This window comes from Cupriavidus basilensis (assembly GCF_000876015.1).
GTDB classification, from domain to species: domain Bacteria; phylum Pseudomonadota; class Gammaproteobacteria; order Burkholderiales; family Burkholderiaceae; genus Cupriavidus; species Cupriavidus basilensis_B.
This window is the reverse complement of sequence record NZ_BBQM01000029.1, coordinates 122,765-149,217: the sequence shown is the minus strand read 5'-3', so window position 1 is coordinate 149,217 and position 26,453 is coordinate 122,765. Positions and strand designations below refer to the sequence as shown.

The 26,453-nt window shown below is 70.9% G+C and carries 18 protein-coding genes; 13 read left to right on the top strand and 5 right to left on the bottom strand.

The window, feature by feature from the left end; translation table 11 throughout:
- From KF708C_RS30580 to KF708C_RS30565, 4 genes are all read left to right on the top strand, one after another.
- The coding region (locus KF708C_RS30580) for an alpha/beta fold hydrolase (protein WP_231586641.1) at positions 1 to 1,175 on the top strand (1,175 nt) is incomplete at its 5' end.
- A 377-nt stretch (positions 1,176 to 1,552) separates the two neighbouring features.
- Positions 1,553 to 3,751: a TonB-dependent siderophore receptor gene (locus KF708C_RS30575; RefSeq protein WP_063923091.1), complete on the top strand. Its 2,199-nt coding sequence runs from the start codon at positions 1,553 to 1,555 to the stop codon at positions 3,749 to 3,751.
- 70 nt (positions 3,752 to 3,821) lie between these two features.
- Positions 3,822 to 5,018, top strand: a complete 1,197-nt coding sequence (locus KF708C_RS30570; protein WP_063923090.1) for a PepSY-associated TM helix domain-containing protein — start codon at positions 3,822 to 3,824, stop codon at positions 5,016 to 5,018.
- A gap of 11 nt (positions 5,019 to 5,029) precedes the next feature.
- Positions 5,030 to 5,302 carry a hypothetical protein gene (locus KF708C_RS30565; protein ID WP_156174026.1) on the top strand — a complete coding sequence of 91 codons (273 nt, stop codon included), beginning with the start codon at positions 5,030 to 5,032 and terminating at the stop codon, positions 5,300 to 5,302.
- A 35-nt stretch (positions 5,303 to 5,337) separates the two neighbouring features.
- Here KF708C_RS30565 and fhuF read toward each other — a convergent pair whose 3' ends face one another.
- Positions 5,338 to 6,117 (bottom strand): siderophore-iron reductase FhuF, encoded by a 780-nt coding sequence (gene fhuF, locus KF708C_RS30560; protein ID WP_059415408.1) that lies wholly within the window; start codon positions 6,115 to 6,117, stop codon positions 5,338 to 5,340.
- Between the two features lie 184 nt (positions 6,118 to 6,301).
- Here fhuF and KF708C_RS30555 point away from each other — a divergent pair, with 184 nt between their 5' ends.
- The 4 genes from KF708C_RS30555 to KF708C_RS30540 all read left to right on the top strand — a co-directional run bounded on the left by KF708C_RS30555 (position 6,302) and on the right by KF708C_RS30540 (position 11,685).
- Complete coding sequence (locus tag KF708C_RS30555; protein WP_059415406.1) at positions 6,302 to 7,975, top strand: cyclic peptide export ABC transporter; 1,674 nt, start codon at positions 6,302 to 6,304, stop codon at positions 7,973 to 7,975.
- A 43-nt stretch (positions 7,976 to 8,018) separates the two neighbouring features.
- The gene (locus KF708C_RS30550) at positions 8,019 to 9,017 is read left to right on the top strand and encodes an alpha/beta hydrolase (RefSeq protein WP_059415404.1); all 999 of its coding nucleotides are present in this window, start codon (positions 8,019 to 8,021) and stop codon (positions 9,015 to 9,017) included.
- Positions 9,018 to 9,158: 141 nt separating this feature from the next.
- A complete protein-coding gene (locus tag KF708C_RS30545; RefSeq protein ID WP_231586640.1) occupies positions 9,159 to 10,271 on the top strand; it encodes a GNAT family N-acetyltransferase in 1,113 nt (370 codons plus the stop codon).
- A 52-nt stretch (positions 10,272 to 10,323) separates the two neighbouring features.
- Positions 10,324 to 11,685, top strand: coding sequence for a lysine N(6)-hydroxylase/L-ornithine N(5)-oxygenase family protein (locus KF708C_RS30540; RefSeq protein ID WP_059415400.1), 1,362 nt, complete (start codon positions 10,324 to 10,326; stop codon positions 11,683 to 11,685).
- Between the two features lie 181 nt (positions 11,686 to 11,866).
- On the opposite strand, the gene KF708C_RS36975 is transcribed toward KF708C_RS30540, so the two are convergent.
- Entirely contained in the window at positions 11,867 to 13,366 is a 1,500-nt protein-coding gene (locus KF708C_RS36975) for a methyl-accepting chemotaxis protein (protein WP_197090453.1), read from the bottom strand.
- Between the two features lie 426 nt (positions 13,367 to 13,792).
- Between KF708C_RS36975 and KF708C_RS30530 the strand changes: the two genes are divergently transcribed.
- The 4 genes from KF708C_RS30530 to KF708C_RS30515 all read left to right on the top strand — a co-directional run bounded on the left by KF708C_RS30530 (position 13,793) and on the right by KF708C_RS30515 (position 21,624).
- Positions 13,793 to 15,382 carry a sensor domain-containing diguanylate cyclase gene (locus tag KF708C_RS30530; RefSeq protein WP_156174025.1) on the top strand — a complete coding sequence of 530 codons (1,590 nt, stop codon included), beginning with the start codon at positions 13,793 to 13,795 and terminating at the stop codon, positions 15,380 to 15,382.
- Positions 15,383 to 15,561: 179 nt separating this feature from the next.
- Positions 15,562 to 18,582 (top strand): MHYT domain-containing protein, encoded by a 3,021-nt coding sequence (locus tag KF708C_RS30525; protein ID WP_082080129.1) that lies wholly within the window; start codon positions 15,562 to 15,564, stop codon positions 18,580 to 18,582.
- Entirely contained in the window at positions 18,579 to 19,604 is a 1,026-nt protein-coding gene (locus tag KF708C_RS30520; protein WP_020203892.1) for a response regulator, read from the top strand. The genes KF708C_RS30525 and KF708C_RS30520 overlap by 4 nt, the downstream gene beginning before the upstream one ends.
- A 64-nt stretch (positions 19,605 to 19,668) precedes the next feature.
- Positions 19,669 to 21,624 carry a putative bifunctional diguanylate cyclase/phosphodiesterase gene (locus KF708C_RS30515; RefSeq protein WP_059415395.1) on the top strand — a complete coding sequence of 652 codons (1,956 nt, stop codon included), beginning with the start codon at positions 19,669 to 19,671 and terminating at the stop codon, positions 21,622 to 21,624.
- On the opposite strand, the gene KF708C_RS30510 is transcribed toward KF708C_RS30515, so the two are convergent.
- The 3 genes from KF708C_RS30510 to KF708C_RS30500 all read right to left on the bottom strand — a co-directional run bounded on the left by KF708C_RS30510 (position 21,565) and on the right by KF708C_RS30500 (position 25,412).
- Positions 21,565 to 23,118 (bottom strand): sensor domain-containing diguanylate cyclase, encoded by a 1,554-nt coding sequence (locus KF708C_RS30510; protein WP_059415393.1) that lies wholly within the window; start codon positions 23,116 to 23,118, stop codon positions 21,565 to 21,567. The genes KF708C_RS30515 and KF708C_RS30510 overlap by 60 nt on opposite strands.
- 413 nt (positions 23,119 to 23,531) lie before the next feature.
- Positions 23,532 to 24,548: an LLM class flavin-dependent oxidoreductase gene (locus KF708C_RS30505; RefSeq protein ID WP_231586639.1), complete on the bottom strand. Its 1,017-nt coding sequence runs from the start codon at positions 24,546 to 24,548 to the stop codon at positions 23,532 to 23,534.
- A gap of 123 nt (positions 24,549 to 24,671) precedes the next feature.
- Positions 24,672 to 25,412: a 4'-phosphopantetheinyl transferase family protein gene (locus tag KF708C_RS30500; RefSeq protein ID WP_231586638.1), complete on the bottom strand. Its 741-nt coding sequence runs from the start codon at positions 25,410 to 25,412 to the stop codon at positions 24,672 to 24,674.
- A 447-nt stretch (positions 25,413 to 25,859) separates the two neighbouring features.
- Here KF708C_RS30500 and KF708C_RS30495 point away from each other — a divergent pair, with 447 nt between their 5' ends.
- The gene (locus KF708C_RS30495) at positions 25,860 to 26,429 is read left to right on the top strand and encodes an RNA polymerase factor sigma-70 (protein ID WP_020203887.1); all 570 of its coding nucleotides are present in this window, start codon (positions 25,860 to 25,862) and stop codon (positions 26,427 to 26,429) included.
- Positions 26,430 to 26,453: the final 24 nt, after the last annotated feature.

Below are 26,453 nucleotides of genomic sequence, written 5' to 3'. Positions count from 1 at the left end.
CCGCCGAGGGCGAGCGGCCCTACGTGGCGCCGCGCACGGAGGCGCAGCGCTGGCTGGCGCAAGTGTGGCAGGAGGTGCTGGGCGTGGAGCGGGTCGGGCTGGACGACCATTTCTTCGAGCTGGGCGGCGACTCGCTGCTGAGCCTCAAGGTGATTTCGCGCGTGCGCGCCAACAAGGCGCTGGGGCTGGCGCTGAAGCTGCGCGACCTGATGCGCACGCCGACCATCGGCGAGCTGCTGCCGGACGCCGCCGCCGCGCCGGTGGCCGGCGCCACGCCGCCGGCCGCGCTGCGCGTGCTGGCGCAAGGCCCGGCCGGCGCCGCGCCGGCGCCGCTGTGCTGCGTCCACGCGGCGCTGGGCACGCTGTTCGACTACGACGAGATCGCGCGCCGCCTCGGCGCCGGGCGCGCCGTCTACGGCCTGCAGTCGCGCATGCTGCTGGACCCGGACTGGCGCGACGCCTCGCTGGAGGCGATGGCGCGCGACTACGTGCGCGAACTGCGCGCGGCGCGGCCGCAGGGGCCTTACCTGCTGCTGGGCTGGTCGCTCGGCGCCACGCTGGCCACGCTGATGGCGCGCGAGCTGGAGGCGCAGGGCCAGCAGGTGCAGTGGCTGGTGCTGGTCGATCCGTTCGTGCCGCAGCCGAACGCCGGCGCCACGGCGCCGGCGCCGCGCTGGCGGGCCGCGCTGGCCGACTTTGCCCGCCGCATGCTGCCGCACGCGCCGCCGCTGCCGATGCCGGCCGGCGCGGACGTGAACGCGGAGCCGGAGCCGGAGCCGGACGCCGCGGCCGTGCGCGCCCTGCTGGCGCCGCTGATGGCCGGCGCGCCGGCGCGGCAGCAGACGCTGGGCGCCGACGAGCTGGCGCAGATGTTCCTGGCGGCCCACCGCCTGGGCACGCTGGCCGGGGCGCTGCGCGCGCTGCCGCCGGTGCGCGCGCCGCTGGCGGTGTGGTGGCGCGCCGGCCGCGCCGGGGCCGCCGCGCGGCTGGCGCAATGGCAGGGCGCGCCGCTGCGCGAGGCCGTGCTGGACGGCGTGGACCATCACGCCATCGTGCGCGATGCCCGCCTGGCCGAGGCGCTGGCCGCGCTGGCGCCGGACCGGCAGGCCCCCGGCAATGCCACTGCCGGCGGCGCGGGCAATGGCATGCAAACCACAACCCTGCTGACGGAGTAGGGTAAAAACGAAAATTCGGATGCGAATACTAATGATTTGCATTTAGAATTGCGGTCGATATGACCGCCCGGCGCCAAGGCGCCACCGGACCGGCCCGCCCTGCCTCGCAGGCGGGCCGGCGCCGTCGGGGCGGGCCGCACCGGCTCCCCATCGCCAATCGCGGCCATCACGGAATTCCAGGGACCACCCGCAGGCCGCGCCGCCGCAGAACCGGCCCGGCCCGCCGGGGCGTGCCCATCTGTCGGGCTGCCCGGCCGCCAGGCGCGGGCCCGGCCCTCCAGCGGGTTTTGCGCGCCGTGTGGCGTGCTGCTTCGCCATCGCGGAACACGCGGCGCCGCGCGCCGCCGCCGCGATGATTTTTGACTTAGGGGAGAAACATGAAAACGGGCAAATCGGTCGGGTCGCGCAGGGCGCAGGCCAATCACCGACATCTTGCGCTGAGCGCGCTGGCCTTGGCGGTATCGGCGCAGATGGCGCACGCGCAGTCCGGCGCCACCACCACGGCGGCCTCGGGCGAGGCGCAGCTGCCGGCGGTCAGCGTGCGCGCCGACAGCGCCGCCGCGCCGGTCTACGGGGCCAGGAACACGGTATCGGCCACCAAGACCGACGCGACCATCGCCGAGACGCCGCAGTCCATCAGCGTGGTGACGTCCGACCAGATCCGCGCCCAGGGCGCGGAGCGGGTCGAGGAGGCGCTGCGCTACACCGCCGGCGTGCGCACCGAGCCGATCTACGACACGCGCCGCGGCAACTACCTGATCCGCGGCTTCCTGGCCTCGCAGCAGGGCCAGTACTGGGACGGCCTGAAGCTGCCCCACTCCGGCGGCTACGGCGGCTGGGAACTGGAGCCCTACAGCCTGGAGCGCATCGACATCGTGCGCGGGCCGGCTTCGGTGCTGTACGGCCAGAGCTCGCCGGGCGGCATGATCAACCAGGTCAGCAAGCGCCCGCAGGACACCCCGGAGCACGAGCTCAACGTGAGCGTGGGCAACAACGCGCGCAAGGAAGTCTCCGGCGACTTCACCGGCCCGATCGACCAGGACGGCAAGCTGCTGTACCGCGTCACCGCGCTGGCGCGCGACAGCGGCACGCAGACCCCGCACGTGGACGACAACCGCCTGTTCATCTCGCCGCAGATCACCTGGCGCCCGACCGACGCCACCAACTTCACGCTCTACGCGCAGGCCTACAAGGACCGCTCGGGCAACAGCGGCAACTTCCTGCCCGCGGTGGGCACGGTCAGCCGGCTCGGCAACGGCCAGCGCATCCCCACCAACCTGTTTACCGGCGAACCGGACTTCGACCTGTTCAAGCGCGAGCAGTACATGGTCGGCTACGAGTTCTCGCACCGCTTCAACGACGTGTTGACGGTGCGCCAGAAGCTGCGCTACGCCCACCTGCATGTGAGCTACGAGGACATCGGCGGCAACGGCGGCCTGACCAACTACACCACCGGCCCGTTCAACCTGCGCCGCATCGGCCTGATCTCGAACGAGTCGTACAGCCTGTTCACGGTGGACAACCAGGCCCAGGTCAAGCTCTCGCACGGCATCTTCGACCACACCTTCCTGGTGGGCGTGGACTACCAGCGCTCCACCTTCGACCGCCTGTTCGGCCAGAGCGCCAACGAGCCGGCGCTCAACGTGTTCAACCCGGTCTACGGCAACTTCGTGCGCCCGGCCTACCAGACCGACACCGACACCACGCGCGACCAGGTCGGCTTCTACCTGCAGGACCAGGTCAAGATCGACAAGCGCTTCGTGGTGCAGTTGGCGGGCCGCTACGACAAGGCCAAGGTCAACACCGACACGCGCACCATCGCCACCAACGCCACCTCCACCACCAAGACCGACGATGGCCGCTTCACCGGCCGCGCCGGCCTGCTGTACGAAGGCCCGTTCGGCCTGTCGCCGTACGTCAGCTACTCGACCTCGTTCGAGCCCGCCATCAGCACGCTGATCTACGGCGGCGGCACGCCCGAGCCCACCACCGGCCGCCAGTACGAGGCCGGCGTCAAGTGGCAGCCCGCCAACTCGCGCAGCTTCGCGCAGATCTCGCTGTTCGACCTGACCCAGCGCAACGTGCTGACCACCGCGCCGGTCAACGGCTTCTATTCGCAGATCGGCGAGGTGAGCTCGCGCGGCATCGAGCTGGAAGGCACCTGGGCGGTGACGTCGAACTTCAACGTGCTGGCGTCCTACACCTACACCGATGCCGAAGTGACCAAGGCCGGCCCGGGCGCGCCCAATGCCGGCAAGGTGCCGCCCTACGTGGCCAGGCACATGGCTTCGCTGTGGGCCGACTACCGCCTCTCCGGCGGCCCGCTGGCCGGCGTGTGGCTGGGCGGCGGCGTGCGCTACGTGGGCGGCAGCTTCGATGCCACCAACACGATTTCGGTGCCGTCGTTCACGCTGGTCGACCTGGCGGCCAGCTACACCATCGCCAAGCACTACACGCTGCGCGTAAACGTCAACAACCTGTTCAACAAGACCTACGTGGCGGCCTGCGACAGCGCCACCAACTGCTATTACGGCCGCAACCGCACCGTGGTGGGCACGTTGAGCTACCGCTGGTAAGCACCGCGCGGCCCGCCCGGCGACGGACGGGCCGGCGGCAGCGCACCGGCACGCATAAGAAAGGACCCCCATGAAAGCGCCTACGCTGCGCATCTGGTACGCCATCCACCGCTGGACCAGCCTGCTGTGCACGCTGAACCTGCTGGTGCTGTGCGTGACCGGCCTGCTGCTGATCTTCCATGAAGACATCGATGCCATGCTGGGCCAGGACCACCACGGCAGCGTGGCGGCCGAGCGCGGCGCGGCGGCCAGCGCGCCGCGCCCGCCGCTGCAGGCGCTGGTGGACGCGGCGCGCGCCGCCAGGCCCGGCTGGGCGCCCAAGTCGGTCTCGTTCAGCGACGACGACCCCGACGCCGTGGGCGTGCGCGTCGGCCCGCCCGGCGAGCCCAGGCTGCGCAACGGCGCCACCGTCCAGTTCGACGCCGCCACCGGCGCCACGCGCAAGCCCGGCCCGCCCGGCGAGACCTTCAGCGGCTTCATCCTCAAGCTGCACCTGAACCTGTTCCTGGGCCTGCCGGGCCAGTTCTTCATCGGCTTCATCGGCGTGCTGCTGGTGGCCAGCCTAGTCAGCGGGCTGGTGCTGTACGGCCCGTTCATGCGCAAGCTGGCCTTCGGCCTGCTGCGCTTCGGCAAGCCGGTGCGCGTGGTGCAGGCCGACCTGCACAACCTGTTCGGCATCGTGGTGATGGTGTGGGCGCTGGTGGTCGGGCTGACCGGCACCTTCCTGTCGTTCTCGCCGCTCATCATCGGCCTGTGGCAGAAGACCGAGCTGCAGCACCTGATCGCCACCCTGCCCGGCCCCGCGCCGGGCGCGCTGGTGCCGGTGGACCGCGCGCTGGACGCGGCCCGCGCCGTGGTGCCCGGCAAGGACCCGGCCTTCGTGTTCTATCCCGGCACCGAGTTTTCCACGGGCCGCCACTACGGCGTGGTGCTGCGCGGCCATACCGAGCTGCAGAAGCGCGTGTACGCCATCGTGCTGGTCGATGCCGGCGACGGCAAGGTGGCCGCCGTGCGCGGCATGCCGTGGTACCTGCAGGTGCTGCTGCTGTCGGCGCCGTTCCATTTCGGCGACTACGCCGGGCGGCCGCTGCAGGTGCTGTGGGCGCTGCTCACGGCCATCACCGCCGGCGCCACCGTGACCGGCTTCATCTTCTGGCTCAAGCGGCCGCGCCGCGGCGCGGCCGGCGCGCGCGCACCGCAGCCGCAGCCGCAGCCGCAGCCGCAGCCGCAGCCGCAGCCGCCGCAGCTTTCCGGGGACCAGGCATGAAGGACACGGACGTGAACGACCACAACGGCGGGCGCCTGATGCGCGATACCTGGCCGATGCCGGTCCTGCTCGGCCTGCTCTCGCTGGGCGGGCTGGCGGCGGGCATCTTCGGCGACGGCGCCTGGGACTGGCTGTGCTGGCTGGGGCTGGCCGTGCCGGTCGGCGTCACCGCGCGGCTGCTGTGGCGGCAGTGGCGCCAGTTCCGCGACGGCCGCCGCGCGCCGGCAGGCGCATCGGCGCGCGGCGATGCCGGTGCCGATGAGGTGGAAGGATCCGAAATCTGAATAGCGCCGCTGAATAACGCCGGACAGACGCGGCATCAGCGGGCCGCCACCGGGACCGTCTGCGCGACGGCTTCCATTTTCCCCGCGCGCGCCTGCGGCAGCGGACAGGTCCCGCAGTGCCCCTCGCCGGGCAGCCGGTGGTTCAGGCAGCAGATGCGCCGCAGCGGCGCCACGCCCGGCGTGCCGGGCTCCCTGCCCGGCCGGAAAGCGCCGTGGTACGGATTGGCGATGCCGCCGTCCGACACCGCCTGGCCGATCCACGCCGCCACTTCCGCGCGCGCCGGCGCGGCCAGCGCCGGGTGCGCGGCCAGTTGCCGCGCCACGCCGGCCGCGGCGACCCCGCCCGTGCACCACAGCAGGCGCGGCGACACCTTCGCTACCGCCGACAGCGCCGCCACCACGCCGGGCAGATGCGCGTTCACCAATGGCGCCAGCAGGTCCGGCAGCGGCGCCTGCCGGCATTCGCCTTCGTCCGGCAGCAGCAGGCAGGCCAGCAGGCCGTCGGCGGCGCCGTGCCAGATTGCCTGCGGCGCGTCGAACGGCAGTTGCCGGCGCAGCAGCGCGGCCGCCACCAGCGCGCTGGGCAGCAGCGCCAGCGTGTAGTCGCGGAACCAGGCGGCGGCCAGCGCGCGCAGGTCGCCGCAGCCCAGCGCGCGCGCCTGCCGCGCGAGGCAGTCGCGCGCCTGCGGCTGGCCGAAGGCGCCCTGCCACGGCGCGCCGCCGGCCGGGGCTGCCGGCCGCGCGGCGGCCACGCCCACGCGCTCGCCGAACGGGCGCAAGGCCCCGGCGAAGAACGGGGCCAGCGAAGCAATCATCGGATCTCCTGACGTGACGGCGCGGCCATGCCGGCAAGGCCGCCCACGTCACCGTGACGAAGCGCGCCGCCGGAAATTTAACGCGCCGCCGCCGCGCGGGCGATGCGCGGCCGCCGCTAACTTTCGCCGCGCGCCGCACGTCTATCCAGCAGTGCCCGCCACCTTCCGCCATCTCCGCGACCCCATGACGCTTCTCTCCTCCCTGCCGCGCAAACTGCGCCTCACCATCGTCCTGGCCGCCGCGGCCAGCCTGGCCGCCGGCCTGTGCTCGGTGGGCATGATCGCGGTCATCAACCGCGTGCTGGCCACGCAGGGCGCCGAGGCCGCGCGGCTGGCGCTGCCGTTCGCGGCGCTGGCGCTGGCCGTGCTGGCGTGCCGCACGCTGGCCTCCACGCTGTTCGTGCAGGTCAGCCAGAGCGCGCTGGCGCGCATCCGCGCGCAGATCTGCGCGCGCTTCATCGGCGCGCCCTACGCGCATATCGAGCAGACCGGCAACGCGCGCGTGCAGGCCGCGCTGGCCGACGACAGCACTCACGTGGCCAACGGCCTGTCGGTGATCCCGGTGGTGCTGACCAACGCGATGGTGGTGCTGGGCTGCCTGGGCTACCTGGCGTGGCTGTCGTGGCAGACCTTCGCCGTGGCCTGCGCCATCATCCTGGCGGGCTCGTGGTTCTACCACCGCAACCACCGCCGCGCGCTGGTGCACCTGAAGCAGGCCAGCGCTGCGCAGGACGCGCTGCATGGCCAGTTCAAGGCGCTGGTGGCGGGCGCGCGCGAGCTCAAGCTCAACCAGGACAAGCAGCACAGCTTCCTGCGCGACGGGCTGGAAGCCTCGCTGGAGGCGGTGCGCGGCGCGCGCACGCGCGGGCTGTCGATCTTCTTCGTGGCGCTGGGCTTCGGCAGCTTCCTGTTCTTCGCGGTGATCGGCGGCGTGCTGTTCATGCCGCGCGCCACGCCGCTGGCGCCGGCGGTGATGACCGGCTTCACCATCATGTTCCTGTACATCATGTCGCCGCTGGAGTCGCTGCTCAACGCGCTGCCGGCGCTGAGCATGGGGCGCCTGGCCTACGCGCGCATCGAGGCGCTGGGCGCCGACGCCGAGCCGGAAGCGCCCGCGCGCGCGCTGCCCGCGACGCCGTTCGTCTCGGTGGCGCTGGCCGGCGCCAGCCACCGCTATTTCCACGAGGCCGAGAACAGCTTCTTCGCGCTGGGCCCGCTCGACCTGGAGCTGCGCGCCGGCGAGATCGTGTTCCTGGTGGGCGGCAACGGCAGCGGCAAGACCACGCTGGCCAAGCTGCTGGCCGGGCTCTACCCGGCGCTGGCCGGCGAGGCGCGCCACAACGGCGCGGCGGTCGACCCGGCCCACCTGGCGGACTACCGCACGCTGTTCTCCGCGGTGTTCTCCGATTTCCACCTGTTCGAGACCCTGCTGGCGCACGACCCGCGCGACGAGGCGCTGGCCAACCGCCTGATCGAGCGCTTCCAGCTCGCCCACAAGGTCAGCGTGCGCGCCGGGCGCTTCACCACGCAGGCGCTGTCGCAGGGCCAGCGCAAGCGGCTGGCGCTGATCGTGGCCTGCCTGGAGCGGCGCCCGGTGCTGGTGCTCGACGAATGGGCGGCCGACCAGGACCCGCTGTTCAAGGAGATCTTCTACCGCGAGGTGCTGCCCGAGCTGCGCGCGCAGGGCAAGGCGGTGCTGGTGATCTCGCACGACGACCGCTACTTCGGCGTGGCCGACCGCGTGATCAAGATCGAGAACGGCCAGATCGCGCGCGACGGCGGCACGCCCGCGCCGCAGGCCGCCCCGCCGGCGCAGCCGGCGCATCGGCACGACGCCCTGGCGGCGCCGGCCGCCTGAGCGCCCGCGCCGCCGCTCCACCATTCCACGGACCCGATTTCCCATGCCACTGCATCCCGACCTCGAAGCGCTGCTCGACATGGTGGAAAGCGCCACCGCCAGCGGCAAGCGCCCCGCCATCCATCACCTGACGCCGGCCCGGGCGCGCCGCGAATTCGACGACGCGTCCGGCGCGCTCGACCTGCCGCCGCTGCCGCTGGCGCGCGTGGAAACGCTGACGCTGCCCACGCGCGACGGCGGCCATATCGGCGCGCGGCTGTTCGCGCCGCGCGCGGCGCACGCGGGGCCGCCGCTGCCGGTGCTGCTGCATTTCCACAGCGGCGGCTTCACCGTGGGCAGCCTGGACTCGCACGATTCGCTGTGCCGCTCGCTGGCCGCGCGCACGCCGTGCGCGGTGCTGTCGGTGGCCTACCGGCTGGCGCCCGAGCACCGCTTCCCGTGCGCCGCCGACGACGCGGTGGACGCGCTGGCCTGGCTCGGCGCGCACGGCGCGGCGCTCGGACTGGACACCGCGCGCATCGCCATCGGCGGCGACAGCGCCGGCGGCACCCTGGGCGCCATGCTGGCGCTGGCCGCGCGCGACGACCCGGCGCTGCCGCAGCCGTGCCTGCAAGTGCTGTGCTACCCGGGCCTGGGCGGGCGCCAGGACACGCCCTCGCACCAGCGCTATGGCCACGGCTACCTGCTCGACAGCGAGACCATCGACTGGTTCTACCGCCAGTACCTGCGCGACGAGCGCGACCGCCTCGACTGGCGTTTCGCGCCGCTGCTGGCGCCCGACCACCGCGGCGTGGCGCCGGCGCTGCTGGTGCTGCCCGAGTGCGATCCGCTGCTCGACGAAGGCCGCGCCTACGCGCGCAAGCTGGCCGAGGCCGGCGTGGCGGTGACGCTGCGCGAATACCCGGGCATGGTCCACGAGTTCCTGCGCATGGGCAATATCGTCGGCGAGGCCGAAGACGCGCACGACGACATCGCGCGGGCGCTGGCGCAGGCGTTCGGGCTGGCCGGCGCGGAGCCGGACGCCGTGGCGCGGGCGGCCTGACCACGCCGGCCGCCGGACTGGCCGGACTAAATTCGCGCGCGCGCGCCTCGTCTCGGTAGGGAAGGCGCGCGCGGCATGCCGCCGCCGCGCGCCGGCCCCGACCGCATCGCACCGCATTCAATCGCATCGCCAGGATTCGCCATGTCGACCCCGACTTCCGCCGCAACGCCCGCTATTACTCCCGACGCCACGCCCGACGCCGTCAAACCCTTCGCGCGCTTCCGCTCCTTCGCCGCGCAGCCGGACGGCGGCTGCGAGAGCCGCTTCGACGGCGCGCGGCTCACGGTGTCGCGCGATGGCGCCACGCTGGCCAGCTTCGCCTTCGACGGCGGCACGCTGCGCCTGCGCGAAAGCGCGCTGGACGATGACGCGCTGGCGCGCGCCACGCTGGCCGCGCTGGATGCCTGCTTCGCCCACGGCGCGCTGCGCGCACTGCCCGTGCAGCTGGAAGCGCGCGGCTGCGAGCGCGCGCTGCTTGAGCGCGGCGCGCTGGTGCGGGACGCCGCGCGCGGCACGGTGGCGCTGGCCGAGATGCTGTGGCAATTGCCCGAACTGTGGATGGCGCCCACGCCCGGCGCCTACCCGCTGCGCTACGCGCTCACCGCCGGCCGCCGCCATCCGCTGCGCCCGCCCAAACCGGGCGGCGTGGTCTACGCGCGCCACATCCCGTGGCTGGGCCGGACGCTGACGCTGCGCGCGGCCACGCTGGAACAGGACCTGCCGCTGCTGCACCGCTGGATGAACGACCCCGACGTGGCCTACTTCTGGCAGGAGGAAGGCGACGAGGCCAGGCACCGCGCCTACCTGCAGGGGCTGCTCGACGACCCGCACATGCTGCCGCTGATCGCCGCGTTCGACGACCAGCCGTTCGGCTACTTCGAGGTGTACTGGGCCAGGGAGAACCGCATCGCGCCGTTCTACGACGCGCAGGACCACGACCGCGGCTGGCACGTGCTGATCGGCGAGCCGGCGTTCCGCGGCAAGTCGTTCCTGACGGCGTGGTTCCCCGCCATCCAGCACTACCAGTTCCTGGACGACGCGCGCACCCAGCGCATCGTCGGCGAGCCGCGCGCCGACCACGCGCGCCAGATCGCCAACCTCGACAAGGCCGGCTTCTCCAAGATCAAGGAATTCGATTTCCCGCACAAGCGCGCCATGCTGGTGATGCTGCTGCGCGAACGTTTCTTCGGCGAGCACCTGCTGCTGCCCGCCGCCAACCCCGCCCCCGCCAGTGCCGGCACGCCCGGCGCCTGATCCGCGCCGCCACGCTGCGCTTTCCGTGACCCATCCATCAAGGACCGAACTCATGACGCTACGCGACGCATCCACCGCCGTCCACGACCTGGTCGGCATCGGCTTCGGGCCGTCCAACCTGGCGCTGGCCATCGCCCTGCAGGAACAGGCCGGCGCGGGCCGCCCGCTCGACGCGCATTTCCTGGAAAAGCAGCGCACCTACCACTGGCACGGCAACACGCTGGTGGCGCAGAGCGAGATGCAGATCTCCTTCCTCAAGGACCTGGTGTCGATGCGCAATCCCACCAGCCCATACAGCTTCGTCAACTACCTGCACCGCCACGGGCGGCTGGTGGACTTCATCAACCTGCGCACGTTCTACCCGAGCCGGCTGGAGTACGACGACTACCTGCGCTGGGCCGCAGGCCACTTCGCCGAGCAGTGCAGCTACGGCGAAGAAGTGGCCCGCATCGAGCCCGAGCGCCACGGCGACGCCATCACGCGCGTGCGCGTGGTCTCCACCGACGCCGCGGGCCGCGAGCGCGTGCGCGACGCGCGCGCCATCGTGCTGTCCACCGGCGGCACGCCGCGCATTCCCGAGGTCTTCGCCGGCCTGCGGGGCGACGCGCGGCTGTGCCACCATTCCGGCTACCTCGACTGGATCGGCCGCCAGCCGTGCGCCAGCGGCAAGCCCATGCGCATCGCCGTGATCGGCGCCGGCCAGAGCGCGGCCGAGGCCTTCATCGACCTGCACGACAGCTACCCCGGCGTGAAGGCCGACCTGATCGTGCGCGGCGCCGCGCTCAAGCCGGCCGACGACAGCCCGTTCGTCAACGAGATCTTCGCGCCGGCCTATACCGACGTGGTCTACGAGCAGGCCCAGGCCGGGCGCGACCGGCTGATCCAGGCATACCTGAACACCAACTACTCGGTGATCGACGCCGACCTGATCGAGCGCATCTACGCGCTGCTGTACCGGCAGAAGGTCAGCGGCCAGTTCCGCGTCAACCTGCTGACCTGCAAGACGGTGGTGGCGGCCCACGCGGCGCCGGCCGGCATCGAGCTGACCATCGCCGACACCGCGCCGGCCGGCAGCGAAGCCACCGAGACGCGCCGCTACGACGCGGTGGTGCTGGCCACCGGCTACGAGCGCGAGAACCACCGCCGCCTGCTGGCGCCGCTGGCGCCCTACCTGGGCGATTTCACCGTGGACCGCAGCTATCGCGTGCAGGCCGCGCCCGAGCTGGCGGTGCCGGTCTACCTGCAAGGCTTCTGCCAGAGCAGCCACGGCCTGAGCGACACGCTGCTCTCGGTGCTGCCGGCGCGCGCCGAGGAGATTGCCAGCGCGCTGTACGACGCGCTGACGCCGGGCCGCCAGGACGGCGCCGCCGCACGCCACGCGCGCGCGGCCGAGCTCGGCGCGCTGCGGGCCTAGGCTGCCGCGACGTGCTCCCCGGCATGCCCGGGGGTGCCGCGGAACGGCCGGCCGGCGGCGTTTCCCGCATCATTGCGCGGACGTCCGGACGTCCGCGGCCAGGCCGCCGGGCGGCCGGTCGCGGAAAGTCGCGGGAAATTGGTGGATGGCGGCGGCGCGGCGCATGGCCGGCTTCCGCACGCTATTCCCGATTCCCTCCGGCACCACTGCCGAAAGCGCTCACGACCTGGCGCAGGACCTCCGCCGATTCGTGCAGCGACGCCGCGGCCGAAGCCGCCTGCTCGACCAGCGCGGCATTGTGCTGCGTCATCTCGTCCATCTGGACGATGGTCTCGTGCACCTGCGCAATGCCCGTGGCCTGCTCACGGCTGGCGCCGGTGATGTCCCCCACGATGCGCGTCACGCGCCCGACGCTCTCCACCACGTCCCGCATGGTCGTGCCGGCCTGATCGACCAGCACGGTGCCGCTGTCCACGCGGCTGGTGGAACTCTCGATCAGATGCTTGATGTCGCGGGCGGCCGTGGCCGAGCGTTGCGCGAGGCCGCGCACTTCCGACGCCACGACGGCGAAACCACGGCCGTGCTCGCCGGCGCGCGCCGCCTCCACCGCCGCGTTCAACGCGAGAATGTTGGTCTGGAACGCGATCCCTTCGATGACGCCGATGATGTCAACCACCTCCTTCGCGCTCTGCGCGATCCCCTGCATGGTATCGACGACCTGGGCGACCACGGCGCCGCCTTCGCGCGCCACGGTCGAAGCCGCGTCGGCGAGCCGGCTCGCGTCCTGGGCATGTTCGGCGTTCTGCTTCACGATGCGCGCGAGCGTTTCCATCGAGGCGGCGGTTTCCTGCAGGCTGCCGGCCTGGACTTCGGTTCTCCGGCTCAGGTCGGCGTTGCCGCTGGCGATCTCCATTGCCGCCCGTTCGACACCCGATGCGCTGGCGCTGACGTCCCGCATGGCGATTTCCATCTTCGCAATGGTGGACTTGAGCACGGTCGCGATCGGCGCGGTGACCGGGATGTGCCCGACGTCGAGGCAGATCCTGCCGCCGCGATCCACCTGGCTGACGATTGCCGACAGTTCCGCCGCCTCCAGGGCCGCGACGCGCAGCCGCCGGGCGAGAAACATCTCGACGGCGGTCTGCATGACGACATAGGCCGCATGCAGCAACGTGCGCGGCAGATTCGCGCTCTCGGTGCAGAACACCATGAAGTTCAGCGCCTGGAGCCGGTCGAACGCGAGATGATGCACCGCGAACAGCCCCGCCGCGAGCAGCAGCACGCCCACGTCGCGGTAGACCAGGAGCAGCCCGAGCAGCACGAATACCCCGAAATGGAATTCGGTGGTCCCGTGGGCAAGCTGGATATGCAGCGCCACGAGAACGACATTGCAGATGGTAAGCAGGCTGCGGGACAGCGCCGTGCCGCGCGCCTGGAAGAACGCGGCGCTGCCCACCAGCAGGGACAAGCCGCCGCCAGTCAGGGCCAGCCCCGTCTGCGCGTAGTACAGCCCGATCAGCCATGCCACCACGACGGAACAGACCAGCGTGAAGTACATGATGGCGTCGGCCTGCCGCGCCATGTCGCGCAGCGCCAGGCTCGGGACGCGCGCCTGAGGGCCGCAGGCGCGCGGCAGCGCGGCGCGGGCCGGGGGAGTGATAAAGGCAATGCCGCTGTTCATGCGTATTCTTGGTGGCCAGAAGGTAAAGGGGATGCCCTGACGAGCAAGTTCCCTTCCGTTATCAAGTTAACGGAGGGCTAAGTGGAAACCCTTAGAAGGCAATTGTGAAAAACTGTGAACGCGCATTCGCCGGGCGCGATGTCGGCACCCGAGGTCGGCGCCTGACGCGAATCCGCGCGGGGCTTCCGGCGCCCCAGGCCGCCGCGCCGCCGTACACGGCGCCACGGCAACCGGGTACAGTGCTGGCTGGTTGCCTTTGTGCCCCGGACGTTATCGAACGATCCTCTTCCGGCAGTGGCTTGCCCGCAACCCGCGGCATGCCCCGACGCGCGCCAGCCGGCGGCGGCCTTTGCGTCAGGCAAGCCGGCGGGCATTCGCCGGCCCGGACATAACGACGTTTTTCGACATGCTTCACGGAGGCCGATCATGGACGCTCCCGTCAAGGACGCTTCCGCCCCGCCTGCCGCATCGCCACGGCGCCATCCGCTGTCGCGGGCGATGGCCGGCGCGGCCCGGATGATCGGCAACCACCCGTATGCGGTGGGCATGGCGGGAACGCTGGCCGCCATCGTGGTGATGATCGTGCCGCTCGCGATGATGGCGGTCAGCCGCCATGAGGTCATCGACCACGCGCGCGAAACCTCGGAGAACCTGAATTCGATCATCGCGCTCGATCTCGAACGCAATTTCCGGTTCTACGACGTTCAGCTCCAGGACCTGGTCCGCAGCGTGGAAGCGCTGCGGGCGTGGCCACTTTCCACCGGCCTGCAAGACCGGGCGCTGTTCCGCAGCCTGCCCGACAGCGCCTATGTCGACGGCAAGTTCATTGTCGACGCGTCCGGCCGGATCCTCGCCTCATGGGACGGCAAGGAAACGGACCCCGCCTTGCGGCTGAGCGACCGCGACTATTTCTTCAGGCAACGGCACAACCCGTCGGCGGGCCTGGTCGTTTCGCATCCGTTCCGCTCGCGGATCAACGACGGCAAGCTGGCCATCGCGCTGACGCGCCGCATCAACGGCCCGGACGGATCGTTTGCGGGCATTGCCTTCTTCGAGGTACGCCTCGAATTCTTCCAGCGGCTGTTCGACAGGATAAACGTGGTGGCGCCGGGGATCGTCGAGATCCTGCTCGACGACGGCACGGTGCTGGCCGCAAAGCCGTTCTCGGAGAGTAGAGTCGGCACCAGCGTGGCCGGCTTGCCGGCGTTCAGGCCGATGGCCGCGCGCGGCAGCGGTTCGGTGATCGCGACCGGGACAGGCGCGATCGAGCGCCTGTATACGTACCGGCACGTTCCGGACTTGCCGCTCATTGCCGTGGTCGCCCCGTCGATGGAGGATGTGGCCGGGCGATGGCGCCGGCAATTCATCGTGACGGCCTGTGTCGCCGGCCTGTGGGGCATGGTGCTGATCGCCGGGGCCTGGCTGCTTGCCTACACGCTGCGCGACAAGTTGCGCGCGGAGGCCGAGCTGACGCGTCTTGCCACCACCGATCCGCTCACCAGGCTGGACAACCGGCGCACGCTGGATGAGCGGCTTCAGGGCGAATGGGACCGCGCGGTGCGCGACAAGAACGAGATGTCCATCCTGTTCATCGACATCGACCGCTTCAAGCTGTTCAACGACACGTACGGGCATGCCGCGGGCGACGAGATTCTCGCCACCGTGGCGAAATGCATTGCCGAGTCTGTGAGGCGATCGGTGGACGTGGCGGCCCGGTACGGCGGCGAGGAGTTCACGGTCGTGCTGCCCGGCACCGGGCGCGACGGCGCCGCGCGGGTGGCGGAAACGATCCGCGGCAATGCCGAGGCCCTCGACATCTCGAATCGCGGCAGCGAAACGGGACGGCTGACGCTCAGCATCGGATGCGCGAGCTGCCGGCCCATCGACGGCGGCAGCCCGGAGAAACTGGTTTCGATCGCGGACGAACAGTTGTACAAGGCCAAGTCCTCCGGCCGGAATCAGGTACGTGCGGTCGTCGCCAAGGCGATGACGGCGCAGCCGGCGCCGCAGGATTAGCGCGACCGGCCCCGAAGCTAAAGAATCCGCCCGGCCTGCCGTTGATATTTTTCACGGAGGAAGACGCCGCTTTTTTTTTGCATTACCGGAATTCCGGCCGTTCCCGACTCGCCTCGACATGGACGGCCGGCCGGGCCCGTTCAGCCCGTCATCGACCGTAGTGGAAAGGATTCCCGCACATGGGAGGATTCAAGCACATCTTTATCGACCCGTCCGTGGACATCCCGTTCCTGCACGGCACCTACGACGCGGGGCTGGTCGTGCTGTCGGTGCTGGTGGCGGCGTTCTCGTCCATCATGGCGCTGCAGATCGCCCACATTGCCCGCGGCGCCGAAATCCCCCTGCATCGCCACATCGCCATCGGCACCGGCGCCATCTCGCTGGGCGGCGGCATCTGGACCATGCACTTCATCGGCATGCTGTCGTTCCAGCTGTGCACCGCGGTTCACTACGGCACCGGCCTGACCCTGCTGTCCATCGTGCCCGCGCTTGCCGCGTCATGGGTCGCGCTGCGCAAGCTCTCGCTGCCCGAGGTCACGGCGCGGCAGGTATGCGTCTCCGGCACGCTGGTCGGCCTGGGCATCGCCGCGATGCACTACAGCGGCATGGCGGCCATGCAGATGAGCCCGCTGCTGCGCTATGACCCGCTCCGCTTCGCGCTGTCCGTCGTGCTGGCGGCCGGGCTGTCGATCCTGGCGATCTGGATCCGCTTCGGGCTCAACCGGTCGCGCCTCGGCGCGCTGCAGCGCCTCCTGGCCGGCGGCGGCGTCATGGGGCTGGCCATCGCGGGCACCCATTACGTGGGCATGTCGGCGGCCCGTTTCATCGGCCAGCCGGGCACGCCCGCCACGGGCATGATCCTCGACACCACGTTCGCGTCGCTGGCCCTGTCCACCTTCACGATCACCGTCACCGTCCTGGTGTTCGCCGCCAACGGCCTGATCCGCTATCGCCTGCTGTTCCGCAAGATGGGCGAGAGCGAATCGCGCATCCGCGCCATCGTCGAGACCGCCGTGGACGGCATCATCACCATCGACAGCCGCGGCATCATCCAGGCGTTCAACCAGTCCGCCGAGCGCCTGTTCGGCTGGCAGGCGCACGAGGTCATCGGCCGCAACATCAAGATGCTGATGCCGGAGCCGGACCAGTCCCGCCACGACGAGTACCTGGACAATTACCTGACGTCCGGGGTGCCCAGGATCATCGGCTCGGGCCGCGAGGTCGAGGGCCTGCACAAGGACGGCACCCTGATCCCCATCCGGCTCGCCGTGGGACGGGTCGAGCTGCCCGGCGCGCCGCTGTTCGTCGGCTTCGTGACCAACATCGCCGAGCGCCGCAATCTCGAGAAATCGCTGCGCGAAGCGGCCGAGCGGGCCGAGCAGGCGGCCTCGGCCAAGAGCACCTTCCTCGCCAACATGAGCCACGAGATTCGCACGCCGATGAACGCCATCATCGGCTTCACCGAATTGCTCCTCAAGGGCGAGCTGACGCCGCTGCAGCGCAGCCACCTGACCACCATCCGGCAATCGTCCCGCTCCCTGCTGGGACTGCTCAACGATATCCTCGACACGACCCGGCTGGAAAAAGGCGCGCTCGAACTGGAGACCATCGACTTCTCGCTGAAGGAAGTCACCGAGCACATCCTGGCCTCGCTGCGCCTGAGCGCCCAGGCCAAGAACCTGGCGCTGACGATGGTCTACCCGGAGGACATGGAGCGGTATTTCAAGGGCGACCCGCTGCGCATCCAGCAGGTGCTGACCAACCTGATCGGCAACGCCATCAAGTTCACCGAGCGCGGCGCGGTCACGGTCGAGTTCCGGCCCGAGAACGGCCTCGTGCACATCCGGGTCAGGGACACCGGCATCGGCATGAGCAGCCAGCAACTGCAGACCATCTTCGACCCGTTCTCCCAGGCCGATGCCAGCATCGGCCGCCGCTTCGGCGGCTCGGGACTCGGCACCACCATCGCGCGGCAGCTGGTGGAGCTGATGGCGGGCTCGATCTACGCCGACAGCGTGCCCGGCGAGGGCAGCGTGTTCCACGTGCTGCTGCCGCTGCGCCACGGCGCGAGGCCGGGCGCGCAGCCGGCGGACGCCGGCGCCGTCGCGCTGCCGCCGCTGGACATCCTGATTGCCGACGACGTGCCGCAGAACCTGGAGCTGCTGACGCTGATGCTGGCCGGGCGCGGCCACAAGGTCACGGCGGCCGGCGACGGCGACGAAGTGGTCCGCCTGGCGCTGTCGCGCCGCTTCGATCTCGTGCTGATGGACATGCACATGCCCGGCATGGACGGCCTGTCGGCAACCCGCCTGATCCGCCAGCGCGAGCAGGCCGCGAACGCCGCGCCCACCCCCGTCATCGCGCTGACCGCCAGCGTGATGGACTCCGACCGGCGCGCCGCGCGCGAAGCGGGCATGAACGGCTTCGCGGCGAAGCCGCTCGACCCGCCCAAGCTGCTGGCGGAAATCGCGCGCGCCCTCGGCCTGGACGCCACGCCGCCACACGCCGGGCCGGACCCGCAGAAGCCGGACGAGCACCGCCACCTGATCGACTGGACGCTGGGCGTTTCGTTGTGGGGCGGCAAGGCGCGCCTGGCGCAGGCGCTGCGCACGTTCCTGGCCGAGGCGGCGGCGCGGCATCCGCTGCCCGACGAGAATGCGCCGCACATCGACTGGGACGCCGCCATGTTCAGCCTGCACGGCATCCGCGGCGCCGCCGGCAACCTCGCCCTGCCGCGCGTCACCGAGCTGGCGAGCACGCTGGAGGACAAGATCCGGGGCGGCGCGCGGGAAGAGGTCCGGCCGCAGTTGACCCGGCTGCGCGACATGCTGGCCGACGCCGCGGAGGAATTGCGGCAGTCCGGTACGCTCGCGCCGGCGCCTTCCCTGGCGCCTTCCCCGGCACCCTCCGCATCGCCCTCGGCGGCCGCGCCCGTGGCGCCGGCCCCCGGTCCCTGCGACGACGCGGACGACGAGGAAACGTGCCGGCAGATGGAGGACCTGCTCGCCTGCCTGGAGCGCAGCGAGCTGAACGCGCCGGCCCTCGGCGCCGTGAACGCGTGGCTGCGCCGGCGCGGCGAACACACCCGGTGCGAGGCGCTGAACGACGCCATCGACGCCTTCGACTTCGCGCAGGCCGCGGCCCTCGCGCGGCGAATCCTGGAGAGCCTGGCCAGGCGCCCGTCCGGCAGCACCATATGAGAAAACTCACCGACCCCCGCCAGACCCTGCTGCTGGTGGACGACGAACCCACCAACCTGCAGTTGCTGCGCCACACGCTCCAGGACGACTACCGCCTGTTCTTCGCCAGGGACGGGGAAAAGGCCATCGCGCTGGCCCGCGCCGAGCAGCCCGACCTGATCCTGCTGGACGTGATGATGCCGGGCATCTCGGGCTACGAAGCCTGCCAGGTGCTGAAGCAGTCGCCGGCGACCGCCTGCATCCCGGTCATCTTCGTCTCGGCCCTTTCCCGGGAGGCCGACGAGCAGCGCGGCTTCGACCTGGGCGCGGTGGACTACATCAACAAGCCGTTCAGCCCCGCCATCGTCAAGGCGCGCGTGCGCAACCACCTGTCGCTGATACGGGTCCATGCGCTGCGCGAGACCCGGCTGCAGATCGTCCAGTGCCTGGGCGTGGCGGCCGAGTACAAGGACAACGAGACCGGGCGGCACGTCATCCGCATGAGCTACTACGCGCACACGCTCGCGCTCGCCGCCGGCTACAGCCAGGCGGCGGCCGACGACCTGCTGCATGCGGCGGCCATGCACGACGTCGGCAAGATCGGCATCCCCGACACCATCCTGCAAAAGCCGGGTAAGCTTACCGAGCAGGAATGGCAGGTCATGCGCGAGCACACCACGATCGGCGGCCGGATCATCGGCACGCACGAGGCGGGCGGCCTGTTGCACATGGCGCGCGTCATCGCCGAGAATCACCATGAGAAGTGGGACGGCAGCGGCTATCCGCGCGGCCTCAGGGGCGAGGAGATTCCCCACGTCGCGCGCATCGTCGCGCTGGCCGACGTGTTCGACGCGCTCACGAGCGTGCGCCCGTACAAGGCGGCGTGGCCGATCGGGGACGCGGTGGAGCACATCCGGCGCAGCAGCGGCTCGCACCTCGATCCCGAGCTGGTATCGCTGTTCCAGCAATGCCTGCCGGCGATCCTGGAGATCCGCGAACGCTGGGCCGACGCATCCCCGCCGGCGCCCGCCCCGGAACCGTAGCGCCGGGCATCCGGGGACGGCACGCAGAAGAAGCACAAGAGACGCGGCACGGGAGAGGAGCAAGATGATGCAACTGCAGTTGCTGGCAAGACTTCGGCGGCTCTGGTCGGTCGAGCGCGACAACCCGGCGTTGCTGAAGGCCCAGTACAGGGCGTTCTCCCGGAAGATCCCGCTGATGTATTTCGTCCTGCTGGTCAACAGCTGGGCGCTGGCCTTCACCCATCTCGACGCCGCGCCGCGCTGGCTGGCGGTCTACTGCCCCATCGCGCTCAGCGCGCTCTGCGTCGCGCGCTTCGCCTACTGGCACCGGATGCGGCACACCGAGCCGACCGCGGACATGGCCTGGCGGGCCCTGGTGCTCACCAACCGCTTCTCCGTCCCGGTGGCGGTCAGCTTCACGGTCTGGGCGGTATTGCTGTTCCCCTACGGCGACGACTACGCGCGCGCCCACGTCGCCTTCTACATGGGCATCACGGTGATCAGCTGCATCTTCAGCCTGATGTACCTGCGCTCGGCCGCGCTCACCACGGCCCTGATCGTCAACGGCACGTTCATCGTGTTCTTTCTTGCCACGGGCATCCCGACGTTCGTCGCGACCGCGGCCAACATCGTGCTGGTCACGGGGGCGATGCTTGCCATCGTCATGAGCCACTACCGGGACTTCACCCGCCTGATCGACGCGCAGGTGCGGGCCGAAGCGCTCGGCAACGAGAACCTGCTGCTGGCGAACCTGGACAGCCTGACCCAGCTCCCCAACCGGCGGAAGTTCTTCGCGCTCCTGAACGCCGCCTGCGACAAGGCGCGCGCCGGCGGCAACCGCTTTGCGGTCGCCATCATCGATCTCGACGGATTCAAGCCGGTCAACGACCTGTACGGCCACGCGCTGGGCGACCGGCTCCTGACGGAGGTCGGCCAGCGCCTGCGCTGCCTGTGCGACGAGCACAGCCACGTCGCCCGCCTGGGCGGCGACGAGTTCGCGCTGATCCTGGGCGACGCGCCCGATGACGCGCAGCTGCAGGCCTTCGGCCAGCGCGTCTGCGCCGTGCTGCACGCGCCGTTCCTGCTTGCCAACACCACCATCCACATCGCCGCGTCGGCCGGGCTCGCCACCTTCCCCGACATGGCGGCCGACGCGACCACACTGTACGAATACGCGGACTACGCGCTCTACCACGGCAAGCGCAGCAACCGGGGCGCCGTCAGCCTGTTCTCCGCCAGCCACCGGGACCAGCTCCACCGGGACGCGAACATCGAGCAGGCGCTGCGCAAGGCCGATCTCCAGCAGGAGCTCTCCGTCCATTTCCAGCCCATCGTCGACGTCCGCAGCGACGCCACCATCGCCTTCGAGGCGCTCGCGCGCTGGACCAGCCCAATGCTCGGGCGCGTGCCGCCGATGCACTTCATCCCGGTGGCCGAGCGCACGGGCATCGTCGGCCAGTTGACGCGCATCCTGGTGGCCAAGGCGCTGGCGGCGGCGGCGCGCTGGCCCGCCGACGTGCGGCTGTCGCTCAACCTGTCCGCGCACGATCTCGGCTCCGTCGAAAGCGTGCAGAATCTCGTCGCGCTGATCCAGGCGGCGGCGTTCGATCCGCGCCGCCTCGACCTGGAGATCACCGAGACCGCCATGATGTACGACCTCGACCAGACCCGCTGGGCCACCGACCGCCTGCGCCAGCTCGGCTGCGGCATCACGCTCGACGACTTCGGCACGGGGTACTCCAGCCTCAGGCAACTGCACGCCCTCGCGCTGACCAGCATCAAGATCGACCGGAGCTTCGTGACCGGCATCCAGGACAATCCGACCAGCTACAAGATCGTCAGGTCCCTGCTGGCATTGAGCCGCGACATGGGGCTGGGCTGCGTGGTCGAAGGCGTGGAAACCCGGGACGAGATGCGCGTCGTGAAGGAACTGGGCGGCTCGCTGGTGCAGGGCTACCTGTACTCGCGGCCCATGCCGGAATCAGAAACGGGCCCCTGGATTCTCGCCAGCCGCGACGGCGCCGCGATCGCTCCCTGCTGACCAGACCGCCGCCGGTCCGAATGCCGGCCCGAACGCCGGCACCGACTCCGGCCCGGCGTCCGCAAGCAGCGCTTCCTCCTGCGGCAGGCACAGGACCAGCAGCCAGCCGTTCGCCATCGAGATTTCCTCGACGCGATAATGCCCGCCGTCATACATCTCGACCGAGATGCTCCGCTGCGGCTGGCTGCGCCGCAGCGTGTCGGCCACCGACAGCCACACCCGGATGTCGTCGGTCTCGATGCGCGGGCCGCACTTGCGCCGGTAGCAGCTATACAGGATGTCGCTGAACGTGCGCGTCTTGGGCAGCACCCCGTACAGCCGGCGGAATACTTCGTTGGCCCAGGCCAGGCGATCCGACGGATCGAAGATCGCCGCGGCGATGCCGCCCAGCTCCAGCCCGACCATCAGCCGCATCCCGGGCGGCAGCGACGGCTCGCCTTTCGCGCCCTTCTTGCGCGCGGACTGGGTATCGGCGAAGGCATGATGGCCGGCGACGACCACGCGGTTCCGGCCCTGCTCCTTGGCGCGGTAGAGCATCTGGTCGGCCAGTTGTATCCACTCGTCGCGGCTCGCGAGATCCGGCGTCAGCCCCGCGATGCCGATGCTCACGGTCACGGCGCGCCCTTCCAGGATCGGCTTGTCGCGCAATTCCGCCTGCAGCCGCTTCATGAACAGGCCCGCGTCGTGCGCGGTCGTATGCGGCATCAGGACGACGAATTCCTCGCCGCCGTAGCGCCCGACCACGTCCGACCGGCGGAAGCCGCCCTTGAGCCTCGCCGCGAACCGGCGGATGACCTTGTCGCCGACCGGATGCCCCAGATCGTCGTTGATGCTCTTGAAATGATCGAAGTCGATCATGGCGAGCGCGGCCGGATCGCCGCCGCGCTGGAATCTCAGGTATTCGGTCTGGATGCTGGCGTCGACGTGCCGCCGGTTGTGCAGGCCCGACAGCGCATCGTGCAGGCTCAGCTGGGTCAGTTCCTCGCGCTGCGCCTGCAGGCCGCTGATCGCCCGGTAGGCCCGCTGCCCGACCAGCAGGAGATAAGCGAACAGCAGCAGCGCGCACGCCCACAGCACCGGCATGGAGGGCGCCGGCTGCCACGCCACGCCATAGACGAGCCCGCCCGCCGCGATGCCGCCGGCATGCGCGGCCATGCCGCGCGCGAACTGGCGCCAGCCTCCGGCGATCATGCTGTCCATCGCCTTCAGAGACAGCATCAGGACGCCGGGCAGGAGACTGAAGGCCGTCGCGGCGGTCCACATGCCCACGGCGAAATGGTCCACCAGCAGCGCGCGGCGCTCCGGGCTCACCTGGTCCGCGGCGCGGCCGCGCAGCCAGCGGGCGACGTGCGGCCACGCGACCCCGTGCAGGGCCGGCCCCAGCCAGAACCACCAGGGCGCGCGCCGCTCCAGCAGCACCAGCCCCACGCACAGAAACCCGAGCCCGCAGCCGAGCACGCGCGTGCCATAACTTCCGCGCAGGAAGCTATCCATCCATGTCCTGGGAGGCGCCGGGCGCGCGCCCGTTTTCAGGGCAGGCAACGGAGATGGCGGCCGGGGCCGCATGAGAAGGGGCGCGGGGCAGGCGCCGCCGCGCCGCCGGGGTACGCGCGCGCATCGGCACGCGCGCCGCTACCGGTTTCGCAAACCGAAACCCGTGCGCGCAATTTGCGCCAGACGTGCGGCATGATCCCTGTCCTTTCGATTGCTGGCCACGAACATACCGAGATATGCCGGCGCGCCTTTTTCCGCGCGACTCAAGCCCATGATTCGGGCCCATGATCCGGGCCCGCGATTCGATTCGATTCGGGCCAGACCGGCCCGCGCGTGATTATACGTGAAGCCATCCCGGCATCCGGGCGCGCCCGGTCCGCCGCGTTGTAGGAAAGCCGACATTGCCGACGATGTCAGGTTTCTCCCAAACCCAGCGCCTCGGCGAACAACGCCAGCGCCGCGCGCGCCCTGGCCGGATCGTGCGTGGCGGGCTTGAGCAGCAGGCGGTGCGGCCCCAGGCGCTCGCGCAGCCTGCGCGCCTGCGCGGCGCAGTGCGCGGGATCGCCGATCACGGCATTGGCCATGATGACGTCGTCGCTCGCGTCCGCGGCGAACATCGGCGGCAGGTTGCCCGCGGCGAACCGCACCTGCATCGCGCCGGGATAGGCGCGCACGCCGGCCACGCCATGCGCCACCGCGCGGCCGTGGTCGCTTTCGCAATGGAAGAAGCGTGCGATGGCGAACGGGAAGTCGCCGCGCCGCGCGCGCTCGGCCGCCACCAGCGCCGCCACGCTGGCCAGGTCCGACGACGGCGTCGCCATCAGGCCGTAGCCGTGCTGCGCGGCCACGCGCAGCGCGTCGCCGCTCAGGCTGGCCAGCCATACGGGCACCGGCTGCTGCCAGGGCCGCGGCGACAGCGCCACGCCCTCGCAGCGATGGAAGCGCCCCGCGAAGCTCGTCACCGGCTCGCGCCACAGTTGCCGGATCAGCGCGAGCGCCTCGAGCATGCGCTCGCGCGCCTCGCCGGCCGACGCCAGCCCCGCCACCTGGTACTGCTGCGGAAACGGCCCGCCGCGCGCGACGCCGAACTCGACGCGCCCGCCGCTGAGCAGGTCGAGCGTGGCCACGTCCTCGGCCACGCGGACCGGGTCGTTCATGGCCAGCAGCGAAGCGCCGGTGCCCAGCCGGATCCGCGCCGTGCAGGCCGCGATGTGGGACAGCAGCACCAGCGGCGCGCTGCCGACGGCAAAGGGGCTGTAGTGATGCTCGGCCACCCAGGCTTCGTGAAAGCCCAGGGCCTCGGCCGCCACCGCGATGCGCACGGCCTGCGCCAGCGCGTCGCGCGCATCGTTGCCGGGGTTCTCGACGTTGATGAAGACACCGTAGCGTTGTGGGAAGTCCGACATGGCGGGCAGTGGTTTGGTGGCCATGCCCGGTCGATGCAATTTCCAGGCCCGGCGGCGCGAGCGCTCGCGCTGGCCGCGGCACATGGTTCCGCGCATGGTTCCGTCAGCCGCGCCCGGGTCCCGCGCCGGCGGCCGGCCACCGCCGCGTCACCCGCCGCCCGGCTGCGCCAGCCACGCCACCGCCGCGGCGTAGCCCGCCGGCGCCGGCAGCGCATGCAGCTCCGGCGCCATGCCGCCGCCCAGCAGGGCCGCCATCTCCGGCGTTTCCGGCGTCAGGCCGAAGCGCATCCCCTCCACGCCGGGCAATACCGACACCTGCTGCAGATGCGCGGCGATGCCCACGCCCAGCGCCTTGAGCAGCGCTTCCTTGGCGGTCCACAGCGCATGAAAGGCCGCGGGCCATCGCGCGGGGGCCAGCACCCTCAGCCATTCGCGCTCGCGCGGCGTGAAGCACATCTGCGCCATCCCGCGCCGCGCCGCATGGTCCAGCGCGGCATCGATGCGCTCCACGTCCACGCCTGCCTGCGCCACCGCCGAAGCCTCTCCCAGCGCCACCAGCCCGTGCGCGCCCGCATGCGAGACGTTGAAGGCCGGCGCGCCGGGCAGGTCGAGGCAAGGCTTGCCGTGCGCGGACGCGACCAGCGGCAGCGCCCGCGGCGGCATGCCGAGCCGCTCGGCCAGCAGCATGCGCAGGCTGGCGCGCGTCACCGCGAAGCGCAGGCGGTCGGCCGGCTGGCGCAGCGCCGCGCAGCGGTCCCGCTCGGGGCCGCTCAGGCAGGGCAGCGCGTCGGCCAGCGCCATGCCGCGGCCGGACAGGTCGAGCCGCCACAGGTCCAGCGCCGGGCAAGGGCTGGCCACGCGGAGCGGCATGGCGGCTGGCGGGGTCATCGGCCTCCTGGGTGACGGGGCCGCGTAACGGGCCCGGAACTGGGAAGACGGATGGGACCCGCGCGAATTTAGGCGGCCGGACAAACGGCCGGACAAGCGGCCAGACAAGCGCCGGATGAGCATCGGAGGCGCACCAGGGACGCTTGCCCGACTGCCTTCGCCCGCGCCGAAGCCGACACGAAACCGCCGCCGGATTGCCTCGCGACTGCCTCGGGATTGCCTCCGAATCGCCGCCGAATCGCCCCCGGAGCGACACGATTTCGTCATAGGAATGCTCCTAGACGAGTATCGCAGCGTGGAATTTAATGCTTTTCACACCACGAAATTGGAGCACGAAAATATAGGAATGCTAACTACAGCGTTACTTTTTTCTTAATTGACAACCATTCGCATTCTCATTAACTTGTCCTGCCCGTACCGCCAACGCTAACGTTCCAGGAGCTTCCCGTGAACCACGCTTCCGACCTGCGCGCCAATCTCGCCGATCTCGCCCCGCTGGGCTGGGACACTGGCAGCGACCTGCTGGGCCTGTTCCTGGAACATCGCGCAGCGCTGGTGGGCGCCGCCGCGCGCATCGTCGGCTCGCGCCACCAGGCCGAGGACGTGGTGCAGGACACGTTCCTGCGGCTGCGCGGCATGGACGGCGACACGCCCGCCATCCGCGCCAAGCTCAGCTACCTGTTCCAGATGGTGCGCAACCTCGCCATCGACGCCTACCGGCGCCAGAGCCTGGAGCAGAAATGGATGGCGCCCGAGGAAGACGGCATCCACGCGCCCTCGCCCGCCACGCTGCCGGAGACGATCGCGATGGACCGCCAGGCGCTGTGCGCGCTGTCGGGCGCGCTGGCCGAACTGCCAGAGCGCACCCAGCAGGCATTCGAGATGTGCCGGCTGCAGGGCATGACGCAAAAGGAGATCGCCGCGGTGCTGGGCGTGTCGCCGACGCTGGTGAACTTCATGGTGCGCGACGCCTGCATCCACTGCCGCGCGCGGCTGATCCGCCAGCAGGTGATCTGACTGGCCGGCCACGCGGGGCTGGCG

Coding starts and splice junctions, on each gene's coding strand:
- KF708C_RS30525 (WP_082080129.1), top strand. CDS start 15,562: ATGGGAGGATTCAAGCACATCTTTATCGACCCGTCCGTGGACATCCCG.
- KF708C_RS30540 (WP_059415400.1), top strand. CDS start 10,324: ATGACGCTACGCGACGCATCCACCGCCGTCCACGACCTGGTCGGCATC.
- KF708C_RS30500 (WP_231586638.1), bottom strand. CDS start 25,412: ATGACCCCGCCAGCCGCCATGCCGCTCCGCGTGGCCAGCCCTTGCCCG.
- KF708C_RS36975 (WP_197090453.1), bottom strand. CDS start 13,366: ATGAACAGCGGCATTGCCTTTATCACTCCCCCGGCCCGCGCCGCGCTG.
- KF708C_RS30520 (WP_020203892.1), top strand. CDS start 18,579: ATGAGAAAACTCACCGACCCCCGCCAGACCCTGCTGCTGGTGGACGAC.
- KF708C_RS30530 (WP_156174025.1), top strand. CDS start 13,793: ATGGACGCTCCCGTCAAGGACGCTTCCGCCCCGCCTGCCGCATCGCCA.
- KF708C_RS30515 (WP_059415395.1), top strand. CDS start 19,669: ATGATGCAACTGCAGTTGCTGGCAAGACTTCGGCGGCTCTGGTCGGTC.
- KF708C_RS30505 (WP_231586639.1), bottom strand. CDS start 24,548: ATGGCCACCAAACCACTGCCCGCCATGTCGGACTTCCCACAACGCTAC.
- KF708C_RS30545 (WP_231586640.1), top strand. CDS start 9,159: ATGTCGACCCCGACTTCCGCCGCAACGCCCGCTATTACTCCCGACGCC.
- fhuF (WP_059415408.1), bottom strand. CDS start 6,117: ATGATTGCTTCGCTGGCCCCGTTCTTCGCCGGGGCCTTGCGCCCGTTC.
- KF708C_RS30575 (WP_063923091.1), top strand. CDS start 1,553: ATGAAAACGGGCAAATCGGTCGGGTCGCGCAGGGCGCAGGCCAATCAC.
- KF708C_RS30555 (WP_059415406.1), top strand. CDS start 6,302: ATGACGCTTCTCTCCTCCCTGCCGCGCAAACTGCGCCTCACCATCGTC.
- KF708C_RS30550 (WP_059415404.1), top strand. CDS start 8,019: ATGCCACTGCATCCCGACCTCGAAGCGCTGCTCGACATGGTGGAAAGC.
- KF708C_RS30570 (WP_063923090.1), top strand. CDS start 3,822: ATGAAAGCGCCTACGCTGCGCATCTGGTACGCCATCCACCGCTGGACC.
- KF708C_RS30510 (WP_059415393.1), bottom strand. CDS start 23,118: ATGGATAGCTTCCTGCGCGGAAGTTATGGCACGCGCGTGCTCGGCTGC.